Annotated in this window: 11 protein-coding genes; 1 reads left to right on the top strand and 10 read right to left on the bottom strand. The window is 69.7% G+C overall.

The features are described 5' to 3' along the window. Window positions 1–217 precede the first annotated feature (217 nt). The 10 genes from ACFJIT_RS01745 to ACFJIT_RS01700 all read right to left on the bottom strand — a co-directional run bounded on the left by ACFJIT_RS01745 (window position 218) and on the right by ACFJIT_RS01700 (window position 15,672). On the bottom strand, window positions 218–1,396 hold the full coding sequence (locus tag ACFJIT_RS01745) for a CoA transferase (RefSeq protein ID WP_379654834.1): 1,179 nt from the start codon (window positions 1,394–1,396) through the stop codon (window positions 218–220). 45 nt (window positions 1,397–1,441) lie between these two features. After that, window positions 1,442–3,322, bottom strand: a complete 1,881-nt coding sequence (locus ACFJIT_RS01740; protein WP_379654833.1) for a beta-L-arabinofuranosidase domain-containing protein — start codon at window positions 3,320–3,322, stop codon at window positions 1,442–1,444. Then, entirely contained in the window at window positions 3,319–5,478 is a 2,160-nt protein-coding gene (locus ACFJIT_RS01735; RefSeq protein ID WP_379654832.1) for an SUMF1/EgtB/PvdO family nonheme iron enzyme, read from the bottom strand. Before ACFJIT_RS01735 ends, ACFJIT_RS01740 begins: the two co-directional genes overlap by 4 nt. Next, on the bottom strand, window positions 5,478–6,461 hold the full coding sequence (locus ACFJIT_RS01730) for a ribokinase (protein WP_379654831.1): 984 nt from the start codon (window positions 6,459–6,461) through the stop codon (window positions 5,478–5,480). The genes ACFJIT_RS01735 and ACFJIT_RS01730 overlap by 1 nt, the downstream gene beginning before the upstream one ends. Next, window positions 6,458–7,645, bottom strand: a complete 1,188-nt coding sequence (locus tag ACFJIT_RS01725) for a serine hydrolase domain-containing protein (RefSeq protein WP_379654830.1) — start codon at window positions 7,643–7,645, stop codon at window positions 6,458–6,460. The genes ACFJIT_RS01730 and ACFJIT_RS01725 overlap by 4 nt, the downstream gene beginning before the upstream one ends. 172 nt (window positions 7,646–7,817) lie before the next feature. Beyond that, entirely contained in the window at window positions 7,818–10,079 is a 2,262-nt protein-coding gene (locus tag ACFJIT_RS01720; RefSeq protein WP_130528329.1) for a TonB-dependent receptor, read from the bottom strand. A gap of 224 nt (window positions 10,080–10,303) precedes the next feature. Then, entirely contained in the window at window positions 10,304–11,191 is an 888-nt protein-coding gene (locus ACFJIT_RS01715; RefSeq protein ID WP_130524368.1) for a LysR family transcriptional regulator, read from the bottom strand. A 48-nt stretch (window positions 11,192–11,239) separates the two neighbouring features. Continuing rightward, complete coding sequence (locus ACFJIT_RS01710) at window positions 11,240–12,790, bottom strand: sodium:solute symporter (protein WP_379654829.1); 1,551 nt, start codon at window positions 12,788–12,790, stop codon at window positions 11,240–11,242. An 831-nt stretch (window positions 12,791–13,621) separates the two neighbouring features. Further along, window positions 13,622–14,491: an HpcH/HpaI aldolase/citrate lyase family protein gene (locus tag ACFJIT_RS01705; RefSeq protein ID WP_379654828.1), complete on the bottom strand. Its 870-nt coding sequence runs from the start codon at window positions 14,489–14,491 to the stop codon at window positions 13,622–13,624. Between the two features lie 260 nt (window positions 14,492–14,751). After that, window positions 14,752–15,672 (bottom strand): cupin domain-containing protein, encoded by a 921-nt coding sequence (locus ACFJIT_RS01700; protein ID WP_379654827.1) that lies wholly within the window; start codon window positions 15,670–15,672, stop codon window positions 14,752–14,754. Between the two features lie 99 nt (window positions 15,673–15,771). Between ACFJIT_RS01700 and ACFJIT_RS01695 the strand changes: the two genes are divergently transcribed. Continuing rightward, window positions 15,772–16,515 carry an SDR family oxidoreductase gene (locus ACFJIT_RS01695; RefSeq protein ID WP_379654826.1) on the top strand — a complete coding sequence of 248 codons (744 nt, stop codon included), beginning with the start codon at window positions 15,772–15,774 and terminating at the stop codon, window positions 16,513–16,515. Window positions 16,516–16,590 lie beyond the last annotated feature (75 nt).

Genomic DNA, 16,590 nt, shown 5'->3' with positions numbered 1-16,590 from the left:
ACGGCGGGCGCTTGCGCAGAATCGCACGTCGCATTCATGCGCGTGCGAGCTGGCGAGCCGCGATGCGCAGCCCCCCGAAGATCGCCTCCGGACATCACGCTATTCGAGCGGACTTGATATGTTGAGCGGGCGGCGCAAAGCGATGGCGTGCGGCGCCGGATGCGTCGGTCCGCAGAGCGGTTTTCAACGAGACAATCGGCTCCCGGCCCGCGTCAAATCAGAGCAACGCATTGTCCTGCCCCAGCGTCGGCGCGGCGAATGGTTCGGGCCCGGGGGTGCGGCCGTAGACGATGGGGCGGGTGACGTTCTGGTACTTGCCAACCACGGGATGGGCGACCTCGCCGATCATCTGCTCGGCATGCACCTGCGGGTGCTGGAACATGTCCTCGATCTTGCGGGCGGCCGCGCATGGCACGGCGTCGCCGAAGATCTCCTCCCACTGCATGGCGGTATGGGTCTGCAGGGCTTCGTGCAGGCGCGGCAGGATCTCGCCGGCGTGCTGGGCGCGCAGCTTGACGCTGGCATAGCGCGGATCGTCGGCCAGGGCGTCCAGGCCGGTGAGTCGGCACAGGGCCTGCCAGAAGCGCGCGGTATTGGCCGAGAGGTAGAGGTATCCCTCCTTGGCCGGATGGATGCCGGTCACGCCACCGGAGCGCATGTCGCGGCCGATATCCAGCGCCTCGCCCTCGACCCAGACCAGCCTGGCCGACTGCATGGTCAGCGCGGCGCGCAGCAGCGAGACGCCGACGAACTGGCCCACGCCGCTGCGCTCGCGTTCGTACAAGGCGGCGGTCACGCCCGAGGCGACCAGGGCCGCGGCGTAGTAGTCCACCACCGAGCCGTAGATGATCTCCGGTGGACCGCTGCGCTTGCCCTGCAGGGCGCACATGCCGGTCATGGCCTGCAGCACCTGGTCGTAGCCGGCCTTCTCGCGCATCGGCCCGCGCTCGCCGTAGCCGGAGACCGCGCAGTACACCAGCCGCGGGTTGAAGGCCGACAGCCGTTCGAAATCGATGCCCAGGCGCGCCGGCACGCTGGGGCGGAAGTTGTGGACCAGCACGTCGGCCTCGCGCACCAGACGCAGCAGTTGCGCGTGCTGCGCCTGATCCTTGAGGTCCAGCACGATGCCGCGCTTGCTGCGATTGACGCCGAGGAAGGCGCGGCTCTCGCTGGGCAGGGTCGAGGGATACTGCCGCAGGTTGTCGCCGGCCGGCGGTTCGACCTTGAGCACGGTCGCGCCCTGGTCGGCGAGCAGGGTGCAGCCGTAGGGGCCGGCGATGTAGGCGCTGAGGTCGAGCACCCTGACGCCCGTCAGCGGTCCTGGCGGACCATCGCGATGGATCTGGTCGAACAGCGAGGTCGTGGCCATCGATGAATGCGCTTGCATGGATCCCATGGGGGAAGTGTGTGGCGCCAGGGCAATGCGATACAGGCCGTCAGCCTAGGTTCTGGACCGACAATTTGTTGGCGAAGTCGTCCCATCCTCCGCGGTCAGCGGCAGGCGGAACCAGGTGGCATGCCAACTGCCGTCGCGGCGATCGCCGACGCGCCAGAAGGGGGACAGCCGTCTGATGCCGCCGGGCAGCGCCAGCGCGATCTCCGCGCCTGGCGCGCCGGCCGGATCGAGCTGCGTGTCGAGCGAGGCGTTCGACAGCGGCAGGTCGGGCGCAGGACTGTCGCCTTCGGCCAGGGCCGTGGCATAGGCCAACGGCCCCCACGACACCGCCACGTAATCGTGGCGCAGCACCTCCTGCGCCACGGGCGATCCGTCGGGGGCACGCGATTCCTGCACGTTGCGGTTGCTGCGCCGCTGCAGCTGCGGCCGTGCGCTGAAAGCGATCTCGATGCGCGTGCCGATCCGCCACTGACGTTGCAGCCGCACGTAGCCATCGTCGTCGGCGCGCGCGTCATGGGGTTCGCCATCGATGCGGACCTGCATGGGTGCACTCCACGCGGGCTGTCGCAGGGCAAGCACGAAGGTCGAGGAGTGGGCCGGCTGCAGCGTCAGCTCGACCTGCATCGGCACCTCATCCTGCCCTTGCTGGGCGATGCGCAGGCCGGGCGCGGGCCCGTCTTCGAAGACGACCTCGCCCGGGACGAAGAGATTGACGCGCACGTCCCGCGCACTGGTCGCGTACGCCAGCATCGGCAGCTCTTCCATCGCCATCGCGCCGCTGGACTTGCAGCAGCGCCAGTAAGTGGTGTGCGTCCGGCGGCCGTTGCCGAAGCTGTAGTAGCACCAGTCCTGCCCGTCGGCCGCCATCGCGCCGAGCAGGTCGTTGAGCGCGGTGAGCTCGATCGCATCGGCATAGCCGGCGTGGCCGGTCCAGGCCAGCAGCTCGCGGGTGAACTGCAGCCAGGCCAGGGTGGAACAGGTCTCGACATACCCCTGCGGATCGAACACGAACGGCGGGTTGAAGCACTCGCGCGAGCGTAGCCCTGCCCCGCCCCATGGCCCGCCGCCCAGGCTCAGATGATGGTCGTGCACGTTGGCCCACAGCCGCTCCAGCGCAGGCAGCAACGACGCATCGCCGGTGGCGCGCGCCAGCTTGGCCAGCGCCGCGGCATTCCACAGCAGCTGGTAGGCCTTGCCCGTGCCGATCTCGGACGCGTCCACGCCCGCCAGCAGGCGCTGGACCAGGGCCAGCGGCGGGTTGTGGTCGGCCTGTTCGACGATGCGCTGGGCCAGCTCGAGGAACTGCGGGTCGTCGGTGACCAGGAACAGCTCCACTGCGCCATCCAGCAGCACCGTGGCCGACATGCCGAAGTGATTGCCGCAGGTGGTGATGTCCAGCCCGCCCTCGACGAAGGCGGCATGGCAGAGCCGGCCGATGGCCCGTGCGGCCTCCAGATGCGCGGGCCTGCCGCCCAGCCGCCATGCTTCGATCAGGCCCAGCACCAGATAGGCATGCGTCCACACGTCCCAGGTGCGCAGCGCCGGCGCGCCGTCCCAGCTCCAGGGGCGCGGCGGCTGCGGCACGGTGAAGCGCCGCTCGGGCGCGCAGGTGCCCAGATAGCCATCGGCGCGCTGGATGGCGGCGAGATGATCGGCCACCTCCAGCACCCGCGCGCGCAGCACGTCGTCGCCCTGGTGGGCGGCCGCGCGGGCCGCGGCGATCAGCCATTTGCCGGCGTGCTCGCCGTACCAGTCGCCTTCGTGGTTGCCCTCGGCGCGGGCGGGATCGAACAGCGCGATCGCCGGGCTGTGCGCATCCACGATGAAGTGTGACAGCCGCCCCTTGCGGCTGGCCTCGATGGCCTCGCCGAGCACACCGCCCAGCCGCACCCGCCCGGCCGAAGGAAAGCGCAGCACGGCGCTCATGCGGCATCCACCACGCAGCGGAAGCCGATATAGGCCGAGCGATCCCGGCATGGCGCCATCAGCAGATACTTGCCGTGCTCGTCCAGGCGCAGCGCCTGCGGGAAGTACCAGTGCGAGGTCTGCGGCCGGTAGCGGCTGCCGCCGCGCAGCACCGCCGCGCGCGTGTGCGCATCCACGTATTCGTCGGTCCACTGCCAGACGTTGCCGACCAGGTCGAGCACGCCGAACGGGCTGGCGCCGGCGGGGTGCGCGGTCACGTCGGCCGGCCCGGCGGCCTGCGGCCCGTACTGCGGCGCCGGCACGGCCGAATCGTCCCAGGTCTCGCCCCACGGGTAGGCGCGACCATCGTCGCCCTGCGCGGCGTACTGCCACTCCCACTCGCGCGGCAGGCGCTTGCCGGCCCAGGCCGCATACGCGCGCGCGTCCTCCAGCGAGATCCACACCACCGGCTGCTGCTCGCTGCCGGCCACCGGCGCACCTTCGTGCCAGTGATGCAGGAAGCGATGCGCATCGGCCGGCGCATAGCCGCTGGCGTCGATGAACGCCTTGAACTGCGCATTGGTCACCGGCGTGCGATCGATATGGAAGGCGCGCATCCGCAGACGTTCGCGGTGGAAGCGGCGTGCGCTGTCCTCCCAGGGATACTGCACGTCCACACCGTCCCAGACCCCGCCTTCGACCTCGATGCCGCCCACGGCGAAGACGAACTCGCCCGCGGGGATGGTCACCATGCCGGCCGGCGGCTGCGCCGCGGGCGCCGTCGCGGGCACGTCCACGCACTGCTGCGGCAGGGCGCGCCACTGCGCCGAGCACTGCCCCAGCGGCGTGGCGGCGTGCTGGCGCATCCGGGCGAGGAAGTCTTCCAGCGTCGGCTCGTCCATCCCCTCATCCAGGGCCAGGACCGCGCCGAAGCCCAGCGCCTCCAGCTCCAGGTTGAGATAGGCGCCGCCCTCGCGCAGCAGCGGCGTCAGCTCGCTGCCGTTCCACAGGTCGAAGTAGCGCGTGCCCGGCGCATGCTCGATGCGCAGCAGCTCACCGCGCAGCGGCGACTCCAGTCGGTTGACCAGCGTCCACAGCGCGCGCCCCTGGCCAGGGAAGCGGCTGGCGAACAGGCCGCGCAGCAGCGTGGGCCAGTACGGCTCCCAGTCCATGGACACGAACAGCGGCGCGAACTGGCGCTGGATCGCGGCGATGCGGCGCAGCGTCTGCGCATCGCGCTCGGTCAGCCCGTTCCAGATGCCCCACACGTTCTCCCAGGCGTTGTAGCCGATGCCGTTGAAGAAGATGTACTGCAGGTCGTGGCGGCGATCGCGGCCCCAGCGGTTCTCGTAGTTGATCATGTGGCGCGGCTCGAGCCACTTGAACTTGGCCAGCGGCGGCACGAATTCGTTCGGCGCCTTCTTGCCCCAGCTCTGCACGTTCCAGACCAGCTGCTCCTCGGCGCTGATGGTGGACTCGGGCTGCAGCACCACCGGACGGCCCCGCGCCAGGCAGGCATCGAAGAAGGCGCGCGGCACCCCGTTGTAGGTATCGCCGTTGATGCCGTCGGCGCCGACCGCATCGACGATGCGCGCGATGGCCTCCCAGTGCGGCCCCTCCGGCGCGCGGGTGCCGTGGTCCCAGGGCATGGTGGGCAGGAAGACCCGCACCCCGCGCCGGTGGAAGGCCTCCACCACCGCGCGCAGCCCGTCGAGCCCGCCCGGCAGATCGGCCGCCATGTCGAACTGGTTGCGGTCGTCGATGCCGATGTTGGGGTAGATGTACCAGACCAGGACGCTGTCGATGCCGCCGAAGCGCGCCTCCAGATCGTCCAGGTAGCGATCGACCGTGTAGCACCCGCGCTGCGGATCGTAGAAGTAGCGATCCTCGACCATCATCTGCGCATGGACGAAGTTGCGCTGCGCCCATTGCAGTTCCGGCCTGCGGTAGTTGGCATCATCGAAGCCGATGCGCACCAGATGCTCGCGCCGCCAGTCGCGCAGCTCGGTCAGCCAGTCGCGCCAGGCCGGCGCGGTCTGGATCTTCCACTGGCCGATATCGGCGAAGGGCCAGCCCGGCGCCTTGCCCGGCGAGGGCAGATAGCGCCCGGTGGTGACGTGGGAGAACTTGAACTCGGTGCGCACGGGCTCGCGCTGGGGGGCGTCTTGGTCGGACATCAGCAGGTCGGTTGGAGAAGAGGACAATGCGCCAGGCCAGCATAGTCGGCCAGCGCAGAGACGGCCGCGGCGGCGGCCGGGGGCGCATCGCGCAGGAAGGCCTCGACCTCGGCGCAGGTCGGGACGCCGGACTGGGCGCCCACGCGCGTGCAGGCCAGGGCCGAGACCGCGCAGGCGCGGCGCAGCGCGGCAGTGAGCGTCGCGCCATCGGCCAGGCCGGCGGTCAGCGCGCCGCAGAACGCATCGCCCGCGCCGGTCGTGTCCACTGCCTGCACGGCGAAGGCCGGCTGCAGCGCGACCCGTCCGCCGGACCAGGCATAGCAGCCGCGTGCGCCCAGCGTCACCACCACGCAGGCGACCGGCAGCGCCGCGAGCTTGTCGGCCGTGGGCGCATCGGCGCGAACGCCTGCATGCCCGGCCAGCAGGTCGAGCTCGCCCTCGTTGACCACCAGCACGTCCAGCCTGCGCAGCAGGTCGTCGGGCAAAGCGCACGCCGGGGCGGCGTTGAGCACGACCCTGACGCCGGCCGCGTGCGCCGCCTCGGCCCAGCCGCACACGGCCGCCAAGGGCACTTCCAGCTGCATGAGCAGGAAGGCCACGTCCGCCAGCGGCGGCAGGTCGTCCCTGGTCAAGACGTGATTGGCGCCAGGGGCGACGATGATCGCGTTCTCGCCATCGCCGGCCAGGCACACCAGCGCCGTGCCGGTGGCGCGATCGCGCGCCGGCACCACGTGCAGGGCGACGCCGGCCTGCTCCAGCGCGGCCCGCACCGGCACGGCGAAGCCGTCCTCGCCCAGCGCCAGCAGCATGCGCGTCCGCACGCCACCGGCGCGCGCGCAGGCGACGGCCTGGTTGGCTCCCTTGCCGCCGGGGAAGGTCTGCAGGTCCTGGCCGAGCACGGTCTCGCCGGGCACGGGCACGTGATCGGCCTGCACCACGAAATCGAGATTGGCCGAGCCGGCCACCAGCACGACGGGTCTCATGGCAACGCCTGATAGACGAGGTTGTAGAACGGCGTCGCCAGCTTGGGCAGATCGCCCGGACGATCGGCGGGCAGGTATTGCAGCAGCAGCACCGCGACCAGATGCGCCTTGCGATCCACCGTGAAATAGGTCGAGGCCGCGCCGGACCAGCCGAACTGGCCGACGCTGCCCAGCCGCCCGCGCGCGGCCGGGTCTGTGACCACATAGCCGCCCAGCCCGAAGCCCTCACCGGGGATGAGGCCCTTCACCGGTGGATCGAAGCCGCCCAGCTGATCGCGCATCATCAGCTCGACCGTCTTGCGCGAGAGCACGCGCACGCCGCCGGATGCGCCGTCGTTGAGCAGCATCCGCGCGAATCGCAGGTAATCGCCCGCCGTCGAATACAGGCCACCGGCCGCGCTGTCGTAGGCGCGAAGCCGCGCACCGGGCTGGCGTGCGCTCGGCGTGTCGGCGATGCGCAGCGCGCCATGATCGTCCAGCGTCGGCAGATCCACGATCCGGCCGCGCTGCGCCGCTGGCACCTCGAACCCGGTGTCCCGCATGCCCAGCGGCCCGAGCACATGCGCCTGGAGATAGTGCGAGAACGTCTCGCCGCTGACCACTTCCACCACACGCGCCAGCAGCTCGGTGTTGGCGCCTTCGTAATGAAATTCGGTTCCCGGCTGGGCGGCCAGCGGGACTTTGGCCAAGCGGTCGGCGACATCGGTCAGGTCGCGCGCCTGCTCCACCCCGGCCTGCTCGAGCAGGCCCGTGGCCACCGGATAACGGGTGGCATCGGCCGCAAGTCCGCTGGTATGGGTCAGCAGATGGCGCAGCGTGATCGCGCGGCGCGCCGGCGCCAGGCGCGGCTGAGCGAGGTCGCCGCCGACCACCACCTGCGTCTGCGCGAAGGCGGGCAGATAGCGGCTCACGGGATCGTCCAACGCCAGCTTGCCCTGCTCCATCAAGGTCAGCACCGCCACCGCGGCCACGGGCTTGGTCATGGAATAGATGCGGAAGATCGCATCGGCCCGCATCGGCTGGGTGCGCGCCAGATCGCGATGGCCGTACGCCCCCTGGAACACCGGCTTGCCATCGACCTCGACCATGGCCACCGCGCCGGGATAGCCGGCAGCGGACGTGGACTGCGTCAGGAACGCATCCAGCCGCTGCCAGCGATCCTCGGCCTGGAGCACCAGCGGCACCAGACACAGCCAGGCCGCCAGGACCGATCGCGCCCAGAATCGACCACGATCCTGCGCGCGTTGCGCCCGTCCGCCCCGCCGCCGCACACCGGCGGGTCGCGCACGTCGCACCTTATCGGCCTGGCCGGCCATGGCCCTTGCTCCCTGTACGAAACGACGTTCCCGCATCCGCTTAGAAGGTGTAGTTGTAGGTCAGCGAGACCACGCGTCCGCGGCCTGCCCAGTAGTTCTGGTAACCGGCCAGCTGCGACCAGCTCAGGATGTAGTACTTGTTGAACAGGTTCTCCACACCCAGTGTGAACTTGCCGATCCGGCCGGCGTCGTAGTTCACGCCCAGGTCCCACAGGGTGTAGCCGGTGGTGCGCTCGTCGTAGGTGAACCTGCGCCCGTCGAAGGGCCGGGTGTCCTCGCCGCTGATGTGCCGATCCAGCAGCTTGGTCGCACCCAGGGTGGCGTCGGCATTGGGCAGGAACTTCCAAACGGCCGAGGCGCCGATCTTGTCGGGACTGAGGTCGAGGATGCCCATCGGCTTGGTCAGCGGACCGGCGCCGTAGCGGCCCAGCGCATCGGAGCCCCAGAACGCGGTCTTGCCGCGGATCCGCGAATACAGCCCGGTCAGCTTGAAGGTGTCGGTGAAGTTCCATTCGCCGCTGAGCTCGATGCCCTTGATGTCGGTGGGCACGCGACTCATGATGAAATCGCTGGTGTTCGGATCGATCTGCAGCGACACGCCCAGGTCGGACTTGGAGTGGTACCAGGTGCCGTTGAGCGCCCCGCGCTCCCCGCGCCAGTTGAAGCCCACATCGACGTTGCTGACGATGACCGCCTGCAGGTCGAGGATGCCCTGGACCGACTGCCCCGGGTAGTTGACGTTGCGCAGCGGGATGCCGACGTTGGGCAGCGTGAAGCCCTTGCTGTAGGCGCTGAAGATCGACCACTGGTCGTTGACGCGCCAGATCGCGCCGAAGTTGGGCAGGCTGGCGGTGTAGTCCAGCTTGCCGCCCTGCACGAATACGCTGTTGCGATAGGCGGTGGTGGTGTAGCTGTCGATCTTCAGCGTGCCGTCCTCGCGCCGGTAGCCGCCGCTCAGGGTCAGCGGGCCGATGTCCCAGGACAGCTGCGCATAGGGCGCGGTGCTCTTGTAGTCCATCGGCGGCACCCACACGCGATTGGTCAGCGCCAGGCGCTGCTGGGCCCGGTCCTCGACCAGGTCCACGCCGGTGTGCAGCTCGAGCCCGGAGACGTCGAACAGCGCAGAGCGCGTCCACGAGGTGCGCAGGCCCTTCTTGTTCGACACGATCTCGGACTGGTCGTAGATGCGCTTGGACTCGTCGAAGCCCGGACCGACCTTGACCAGCTGCTTGTCGTCGCCGTTCTCCGGCAGATAGCGCATGGCCTGGTCGGCCTTGTAGCCCACCAGATCCAGCCGGCCGCCGAAGAAGTCCTGGTGGGTGTACTGCAGGCTGTACTGCTCGAAGTCGTTGAAGGCGTCCTTGGAGCCGAAGATCTGCCCCTTCACCGAGGTGTTGGGATACGGCGTGGCGCACGGCGGCGAATCGGTGGGGCCGCGGCAGCCCAGCACCTGGATCCACTCGCCCTTGCCCTCGATCTTGAAGCGGCTGTAGGTGGCCTGCAGGCGCTGCTCGCCGTCCTCGCCGAAGTTGTAGCCGCCCTTGAGGTAAACATTGCGCGACTCCGAATCGGCCAGCGAGCCGCTGGTGTTCATGCCCACGGTGCGGCCCTTGCCGTCGTAGGCGATGCCGCGATCCAGATACGACACCGCGCCGATGAAGTCGTAGCTGTCCTGCTTCAGGCCGTAGGTCAGCCCCAGCTTGTAGCCATCGCTGTCCGAATGCCCCTGGGTCAGATAGCGCGCGGTGAAGGTGGTCTCGCTGCCGATCTTGTCGGGCACCTTGGAGATGTAGTTGATCACGCCACCGGTGGCGCCGATGCCCTCGGAGGCGGACGGGCCGTTGATCACCTCGATCCGGCCCACGATCCCCATGTCGGTGAAGGTGCCGTTGCGCGTGCCCTCGCGCAGCGGCGAGCCCTGCGGGATGCCGTCGAACAGGCGCAGCGGAATGCGCCCGCGCAGCGTCTCGCCGGTATTGCTCATCGCCTGCGAGGACTCGGAATAGCCGGGCACGGTCCGCGCCAGGACCGCGGTCGCATCCTCGGTCACCGCCAGCGTCTGGGCGACCTCCTGCGGGGAAATCACCGAGATCGCACCCGGGATCTTGTCGACCGCCTTGGGCGCCCGCGTGCCGGTCACGATCATCCTGTCCAGATCCTTGGCCTTGGTCGCGCGCGCATCCTGCGGGTTCTGTTCGGTTGCACCTTGCGCGGCGGCGGCCTGGGCCTGCTGCGCGCGCACGCTGGCGCTCACGGCGGCGGCCAGCACAAACACCCCGAGTGTCACGGGCATCTTCTTCATGTGTCGATCTCATGGACTTTGGCGAAAGCGGGCGCACGCGCAGGTGGCCGCAACGGATGCTTGCTGGGCAGCGACGAGACTGCCCGTGTGGCGCGTTCCTCCCAGACGCGCCTGCCGGACCATGCAATCAGCGTAGAAGGGCCCTGGAGGGGAAGGAAGCGCAGCGGACTTTGTTCAAACCGCAGCTTTTGTTGCTTACGCGTGCAACGCCGCCGTGCCGCCCGTCATTCGGCGGGCTGCGCCGCCTGCGCCCTGGACCGGCACTCGCGCAGCAGGGCGTTGACCAGGCGCAGGCGCACCGAGGAGCGCGACCACACCACGCCGATGCGCCGCGAGACGTCGGCATCGGGCAGCGGGATGCGCGCCAGGCGCAGGCCTTCGGGCCAGGGGCGCGCCCAGTCCGGCACCAGCGACACGCCAAGGCCGCGATCGACCATCACCGCGATCGCGTTGAGCGCGTTGAGCTCGAAGCGCTCCTTGGGCACGATGCCGTGCCGGCGCAGGTAGTCGTCGGCCTGGCGCCCGCCCCACTGGTGGCGGTCGTAACGGATCAGCGGCTGGGTGGCCAGCAGCGCATGCGGATCCTGGTCGGCCAGCTGCGCCGGCGCCAGCACGATCAGCGGCTCCTCGCGCACCAGCAGCCAGTCGCAGGTCTTGGGCAGCTCGAACGGCGCCTCCAGCACCATGGCCGCGTCCAGCTCGCCCGATTCGACCGCGCGATACAGGTCGGCCGAATAGCCCGGCTTGATGAAGACGTTGATCTGCGGGAAGGCCGAGACCATGCAGGTCAGCACGTCCGGCAGCATGCCCGCCAGCGCGGTCGGGCAGGCGCCCAGTCGCAGCTCGCCGCTGATGTCGCCCTCGTGCGCCACCGAGCGCAGGTCCGAGACGTTGCGCAGCAGGTCGCGGGCGCGTTCCAGGATGCGCGCGCCGGCCTCGGTCAGGGTCACGGTGCGTCCGGCCCGCGCCAGCAGGCCGGTGCCGAGTTCGCGTTCCAGCGTGCGCAGCTGCTGGGCCACCGCGGCCGGGCTGATGTCCAGATCGCGCGCGGCCGCCGCCATGGAGCCACGGTCGGCGACCGTGACGAACGTCTTCAGGAATTGCGTGTCCACATCAGCCCCCAGCCCGGGGCATGAGATTACACAGCGGCGCGGCCCGGCTCATTCTGCATCGCGGTAGATCGTCAGCCCCTTGAGCGAGCGCTGCGGCGCCGGGAAGCACAGGCTGGCCAGGTAGCCGATCACGATGCTCAGCAGGATCGAGATGGCCAAGTAGAAGTACGGATGAACCAGGTCGAGCCACCACGCCACGAAGGTGAGCACGATGCTGCAACCGATGCCGATCGCCACGCCCGGCGAGTTGGCCCGGCGCGTGAACATGCCCAGCGTGTACGAGCCGGCGAAGCCGCCGCCCAGCAGCCCGGCCAGCTCGATGGACACATCGAACAGCGAGTGGATGTCGTAACGCGACATCAGCAGCGCCAGGCCGATGCCCACCAGGCCCACCACCACCGTGGTGATCTCGGCGAACAGCACGCTGCGGCGCTGATCGGGCGCCTTGACCAGCCGCTCGTAGAAGTCCACCGAGACCAGCGTGGCGACCGAGTTCATGATCGAGGACAGCGTGGCCATGGCGGCGGCGAAGATGCCGGCCACGATCAGCCCGGTCACCCCGGTCGGCAGTTCGGCGGCGATGAACAAGGGGAAGGTGGCGTCGATCGGCAGCGTCGGGTTGAGCCGCTCCGGATGCGCCTTGTAATAGACGAACAGCGCGGTGCCGATGGAATAGAACACCAGCCCGCCAGGGATCATGATCGCGGCGAAGGCCCAGATCGAACGCCCCGCCTCCTTGTCCGAGGGCGTGGACAGCGTGCGCTGCATCAGCACCTGATCCTTCGGGAAGGTCAGCACCACGTCGAACAGCACCAGGAAGATGAAGCCCCACACCGTCGCCTTGGTCAGGTCGAAGCTGAAATCGAAGGTCTTCATCTTCTGGTTGGCGGTGGCCACATCCCAGAACTCCGGCGCCCCGCCCGGGATGTGCCAGATGATGAAGCCGATGGCGAAGATCGCCCCGCCCATCTTGACGATGACCTGGACCACGTCGGTCCAGATCACCGCCTTCATGCCGCCCATGGCGGTGTAGATGATGGTGAACACCCCCATCAGCACCACGCTCAGGGCCACGCTGATGCCGGTGATGGTGGCGATGGCCAGCGCCGGCAGGAACAGGATCACGCTCATCCGCGCGCCGACCTGCATGGCGATGCACAGCGCGCTGGCCAGCATGCGGATCGCCGGATGGAAGCGCGTCTCCAGATAGGAGAACACCGACATCAGGTTGAGCCGCCGCAGCAGCGGCACGATCCACACCGCCACGAACATCAGCCCGACCACCGCGATCAGGTTGTTGGTCATGTACTGCCAGTTGGTCTCGAACGCCTTGGCCGGGATGGCGATGAAGCTGATCGAACTGGTGTTGGTCGCGTACAGGCTGATGCCCGCGGCCCAGAACGGGATCGAGCGGCCGCCGACGAAGAAGTCCGAGGTCGACTGCCGCCGCTCGCGCAGATAGAAGTAGCCGCCGATGCCGATGACCAGCGCCAGGTAGAACACGATCACCGCCCAGTCCTGCCACTTGAGCAGGTACTTGCCAGATTCGATCGCGGCGGCTTCGATGCGGCCGGAGGCATCGAGCCGAGGCCAGGCCATTGCCCAGCCTGGCGGCCTGGACCGGGCGGTCCGCGCCGGGCAGGGGCATCGAGTTCCAGGCGTGGGTGATGGTGTGGAAGGTGCGCAGATCGGGCTGGCCCTTCACCAGGAACATCAGATGCGCCTGACCCAGCGGCTGCGCCGAGCCCGGCACGAGGGCGCCGGGCAAGGCGCCCAGCGACTGCCAGCCGGCTTCCGAGGACCAGGAGAACAGCGTCGGCGCCGTCGGCTGGCCCGCGGCCAGATACAGCCTGGAACCGCGCGCCATCAGCCCCTGCACGCCTCCGCCGCCGGGCCATGCGGGCAGGCGATGCCAACCGCCGTCGTCCTCCTGGAGCACGTGCGGCTGGTTGGAGGCGTCGAGCCCGACCAGGGTCAGCAGCCCGTTGTCGAAGGCCACGCGTGCGCTGCGCAGCGCGACGGGCGGGGGCGGAAGAGATGTGGCTTCCACGATCGCGTCGTTGCTCAGCCGCGCCGCGGTCAGCGTCAGCTCGCCGTTCCCCGCATCCGAGAGCAGCCAGACCCGGTTCCCGTCGCTGGCGAGGGCTTGTACCCGCGCGGCATCGATCGGCAGCGCCCAGCGCAGCGGGCGCCACGCGTTTGCGCCTGCCCCGAGTCGCGACACTTGACCGGCCTGGAACGCCAGCAGCGAATCGCCGACCGCTTCGAGCCGGGTCTCCTTCGCTGCGGGCAGCGGCGGGAGGTGCGTGGCCGACAGGCCGACCAGATTGGACGCGGCGGCCGGAAGCGACACGCACAGCAGCCACAGCAGGACCAGCGCGACAGATCGGATGGGGCGCGCACCAGACAGTGATCGAGAGAGGCGCTGGCTCATCGGGATGCCTCCGCCTCGGCGCGACCCGCGGCCACCAGCGCCCGCGCCCTGGCCAGGTAAGGCGCGTCCACCATGCGTCCATCGACGAGGAAGGCGCCATGCCCGCGCACCTGCGCCGCGGCCGCGGCCTCGACCACGCGCCGCGCATGCGCCAGCGCGTCCTGGTCCACCGAGAAGACCTGGTGCGCCAGGGCGACCTGGCGCGGATGGATGCAGCTCTTGCCGCTGAAGCCCAGCGCGCGGGCCAGTGTGGCCTCGGCCAGGAAGCCCGCCTCATCGGCGACATCGGGCCAGGCCCCGTCGTACGCGGCGATGCCGGCCCGCGCCGCGGCCATGCGCACGGCGAACATCGCCGCATGGACATTGGCCGGCGTCCTGGCGATGGCGAACGGCGCGAACAGATCGCCCAGCCCCAGCTGCAGCCCGGCCACCCGCGGATGCGCCGCGGCCAGCGCCGCGGCATTGGCCAGCCCGGCCGGCGTCTCGATGTTGACCAGCAGGCCGATCGGCGCCGCGACGCCGTTGGCCTGTTCGGCCGCGGCCAGGCGCTCGGCGACGGCGCTGACGGTCTGGGCATGCTCGAGCTTGGGCACGTTGATCATCGCGACGCCGGCGATCGCCAGCGCCTGCAGGTCCTGGGAGAAGTACGGCGAATCGTAGGCGTTGATCCGCACGATGATGCACTTGCCCGCCGCCTGCCCCGGCGCCAGCCCGCGCAGATACGCCGCCAGGTCCTCCCGCGCCCGGTCCTTGCCCTCCACCGGCACGGCATCCTCCAGATCGAAGGAGACCGCATCGGCCTGGCCCGCCATCGCCTTGGCGAACAGCTCCGGGCGCCCCCCCGGCACGAACAGCTTGCTCCGCATCCCGGGCTCATTCCCTGACAGACCAACCATGGGCGAGTCTGCTGGACGCCCCGCACACGAGCAGCCGCCCCCGACTTCGTTCAGAAGAAAGGGTTTGTAGCGGGACGCCGCGCGGCAGGGGCAGGCACGGGCAGCCCGCGGAGTCATCAGCACGCCAGCGTTGCGTGACCGCGCAAAGAAGAAGGGACCAGGTCCAGCGCGCTCATGCCTTGCGCTTCATCGCCGTTTCGCTGGCTGCTGCCTGCGATCCACAGCGGACTTCAGGCCACCGGGGAACGCAGCCGGCGCCGCTCCCGGGCATAGCCGCTCGGCGGGCGCCCGACATGGCGGGCGAAGGCGGTGCTGAACGTACTCGCCGACGAATAGCCCACGCGCTCGGCCACCTGCTCCATTCCCAGCTCCTGACGGTCGAGCATGTCCTTGGCGATCGCCATCCGCCAGGCGATCAGGTATTCCATGGGCGGCATGCCCACGGCGCGTGTGAAGCGCTGGAAATAGGCCGATCTGGACAGGGCGGCGACCTGGGCCAGCTGCTCCACCGTCCAGGCGCGCGCCGGCTCGCGGTGCATCTCGCGGATCGAGCGGGCCAGACGCTCGTCCGCCAGGCCACGGAGCAGCCCCGCCGGCGCGCCGGCGCCTGGCGCCGCGCGCAGGGCTTCGATCAGCAGCACCTCGACCAGCCGGGTCAGGATGAGGTCGCGCCCTGCCCTCGTCTGCATGGCTTCCTCGCGGACGAGCCGCACCAGCACGCCGAGTCGATCCTCGCCGCGGACGTGGATGACCGGTGGCAGCAGCGTCACCAGCAGGGCCGTGTCGGGCGACTCGAAGACGAAGTAGCCGCCCAGCATGCGCACGTCGGGCTCCCCTTCGAGGGCGCCATGGCGCAGCTCCAGGTCCTGGGCCGCGAGGGCGGCGGGGTCGACCAGCTGCGGCTCGACGGGCACGAAGCCGGACAGGATGAACCCCGGCGTCGCGGGCAGGAACACGAAATCGCCTGCCTGCAGATGCAAGGGATCGGCGCCATCGACCGTCAGCAGGCACGCGCCATCGGTCACCACACAAAAGCCCGGGTGCCCGAAGGGCGCGTAGCGGACGCCCCAGCGGCCGGCGCCGGAAATGCGCTTGCCCATGACCCGCGCGGGCCTGAGCAGGGTGATCAGTTCGGCGAGGGGATCGGTCATGACAGGACTATAGCCAATGTTTCATGGATTTCACGGCATCGTCAGTCGTGCGGCGCGGGCCTAACGTGGTCGCACCTGACCACCACGGAGTTCCCCGCAATGAAGACCGTCCTGATCACCGGCAGTTCCTCCGGCTACGGGCTGGAAACCGCCCGCTACTTCCACGACCACGGCTGGCAGGTCGTGGCCACCATGCGCCGTCCGAGTTCCGACCTGCTGCCCGCGTCCGAGCGCATCAGGCTGGTCGCCCTGGATGTCACCGACGCCGACAGCATCGCGCGCGCGGTCGCCGAGGCCGGCCCGATCGATGCGCTGGTCAACAACGCGGGTATCGGCGTCGTCGGTGCCTTCGAGGCCACGTCCATGCGCACGGTGCGCGAAGTGTTCGAGACCAATACGTTCGGCACGATGGCGATGGTGCAGGCGGTGATTCCGCAGATGCGTGCGCGCCGTGCGGGCACGATCGTGAACGTCACCTCGAGCGTCACCCTGGCCAGCATGCCGCTGGCCGCCGCCTACACGGGCAGCAAGACCGCGGTCGAAGGCTTCACCGGTTCGCTGGCGCACGAACTGGGCGCGTTCGGCATCCGGGTCAAGCTGGTCGAGCCCGGCTACGGCCCGACCACGCGGTTCGCCGAGAACGGCGCCGGGCGCATGCACGGCCTCATTCCGGACGCCTATGCGGACTATGCGCGCCCGATCTTCGAGGCCTTCTCCCGGCCGCAGGCGACCACGCGCCCCGAGGACGTTGCCGAGGCCGTCTGGCGGGCCGTGCACGACGGCTCGGACCAGCTCCATTTCCCCGCGGGCGCCGATGCCATCGCCCTGGCAGGACCGCGGTGAAACGCGTCCGCATGACCGCGCGGCCTCAAGGACGGCCACCACACGGGGCGCCGGTCCACATGTAACCCATCAGGC

Source organism: Pseudoxanthomonas sp. UC19_8 (assembly GCF_042700505.1).
In the GTDB taxonomy this organism is placed as follows: domain Bacteria; phylum Pseudomonadota; class Gammaproteobacteria; order Xanthomonadales; family Xanthomonadaceae; genus Pseudoxanthomonas_A; species Pseudoxanthomonas_A winnipegensis.
Note: the sequence above shows the minus strand (reverse complement) of the source record. Positions and strands in the feature narration are given on the sequence as shown.

What these genes read in the sequence shown, in the direction of transcription:
- ACFJIT_RS01745 (WP_379654834.1), bottom strand. Translation starts at nt 1,396, where the DNA reads ATGGGATCCATGCAAGCGCATTCATCGATGGCCACGACCTCGCTGTTC.
- ACFJIT_RS01740 (WP_379654833.1), bottom strand. Translation starts at nt 3,322, where the DNA reads ATGAGCGCCGTGCTGCGCTTTCCTTCGGCCGGGCGGGTGCGGCTGGGC.
- ACFJIT_RS01735 (WP_379654832.1), bottom strand. Translation starts at nt 5,478, where the DNA reads ATGTCCGACCAAGACGCCCCCCAGCGCGAGCCCGTGCGCACCGAGTTC.
- ACFJIT_RS01730 (WP_379654831.1), bottom strand. Translation starts at nt 6,461, where the DNA reads ATGAGACCCGTCGTGCTGGTGGCCGGCTCGGCCAATCTCGATTTCGTG.
- ACFJIT_RS01720 (WP_130528329.1), bottom strand. Translation starts at nt 10,079, where the DNA reads ATGAAGAAGATGCCCGTGACACTCGGGGTGTTTGTGCTGGCCGCCGCC.
- ACFJIT_RS01710 (WP_379654829.1), bottom strand. Translation starts at nt 12,790, where the DNA reads ATGGCCTGGCCTCGGCTCGATGCCTCCGGCCGCATCGAAGCCGCCGCG.
- ACFJIT_RS01705 (WP_379654828.1), bottom strand. Translation starts at nt 14,491, where the DNA reads ATGCGGAGCAAGCTGTTCGTGCCGGGGGGGCGCCCGGAGCTGTTCGCC.
- ACFJIT_RS01700 (WP_379654827.1), bottom strand. Translation starts at nt 15,672, where the DNA reads ATGACCGATCCCCTCGCCGAACTGATCACCCTGCTCAGGCCCGCGCGG.
- ACFJIT_RS01695 (WP_379654826.1), top strand. Translation starts at nt 15,772, where the DNA reads ATGAAGACCGTCCTGATCACCGGCAGTTCCTCCGGCTACGGGCTGGAA.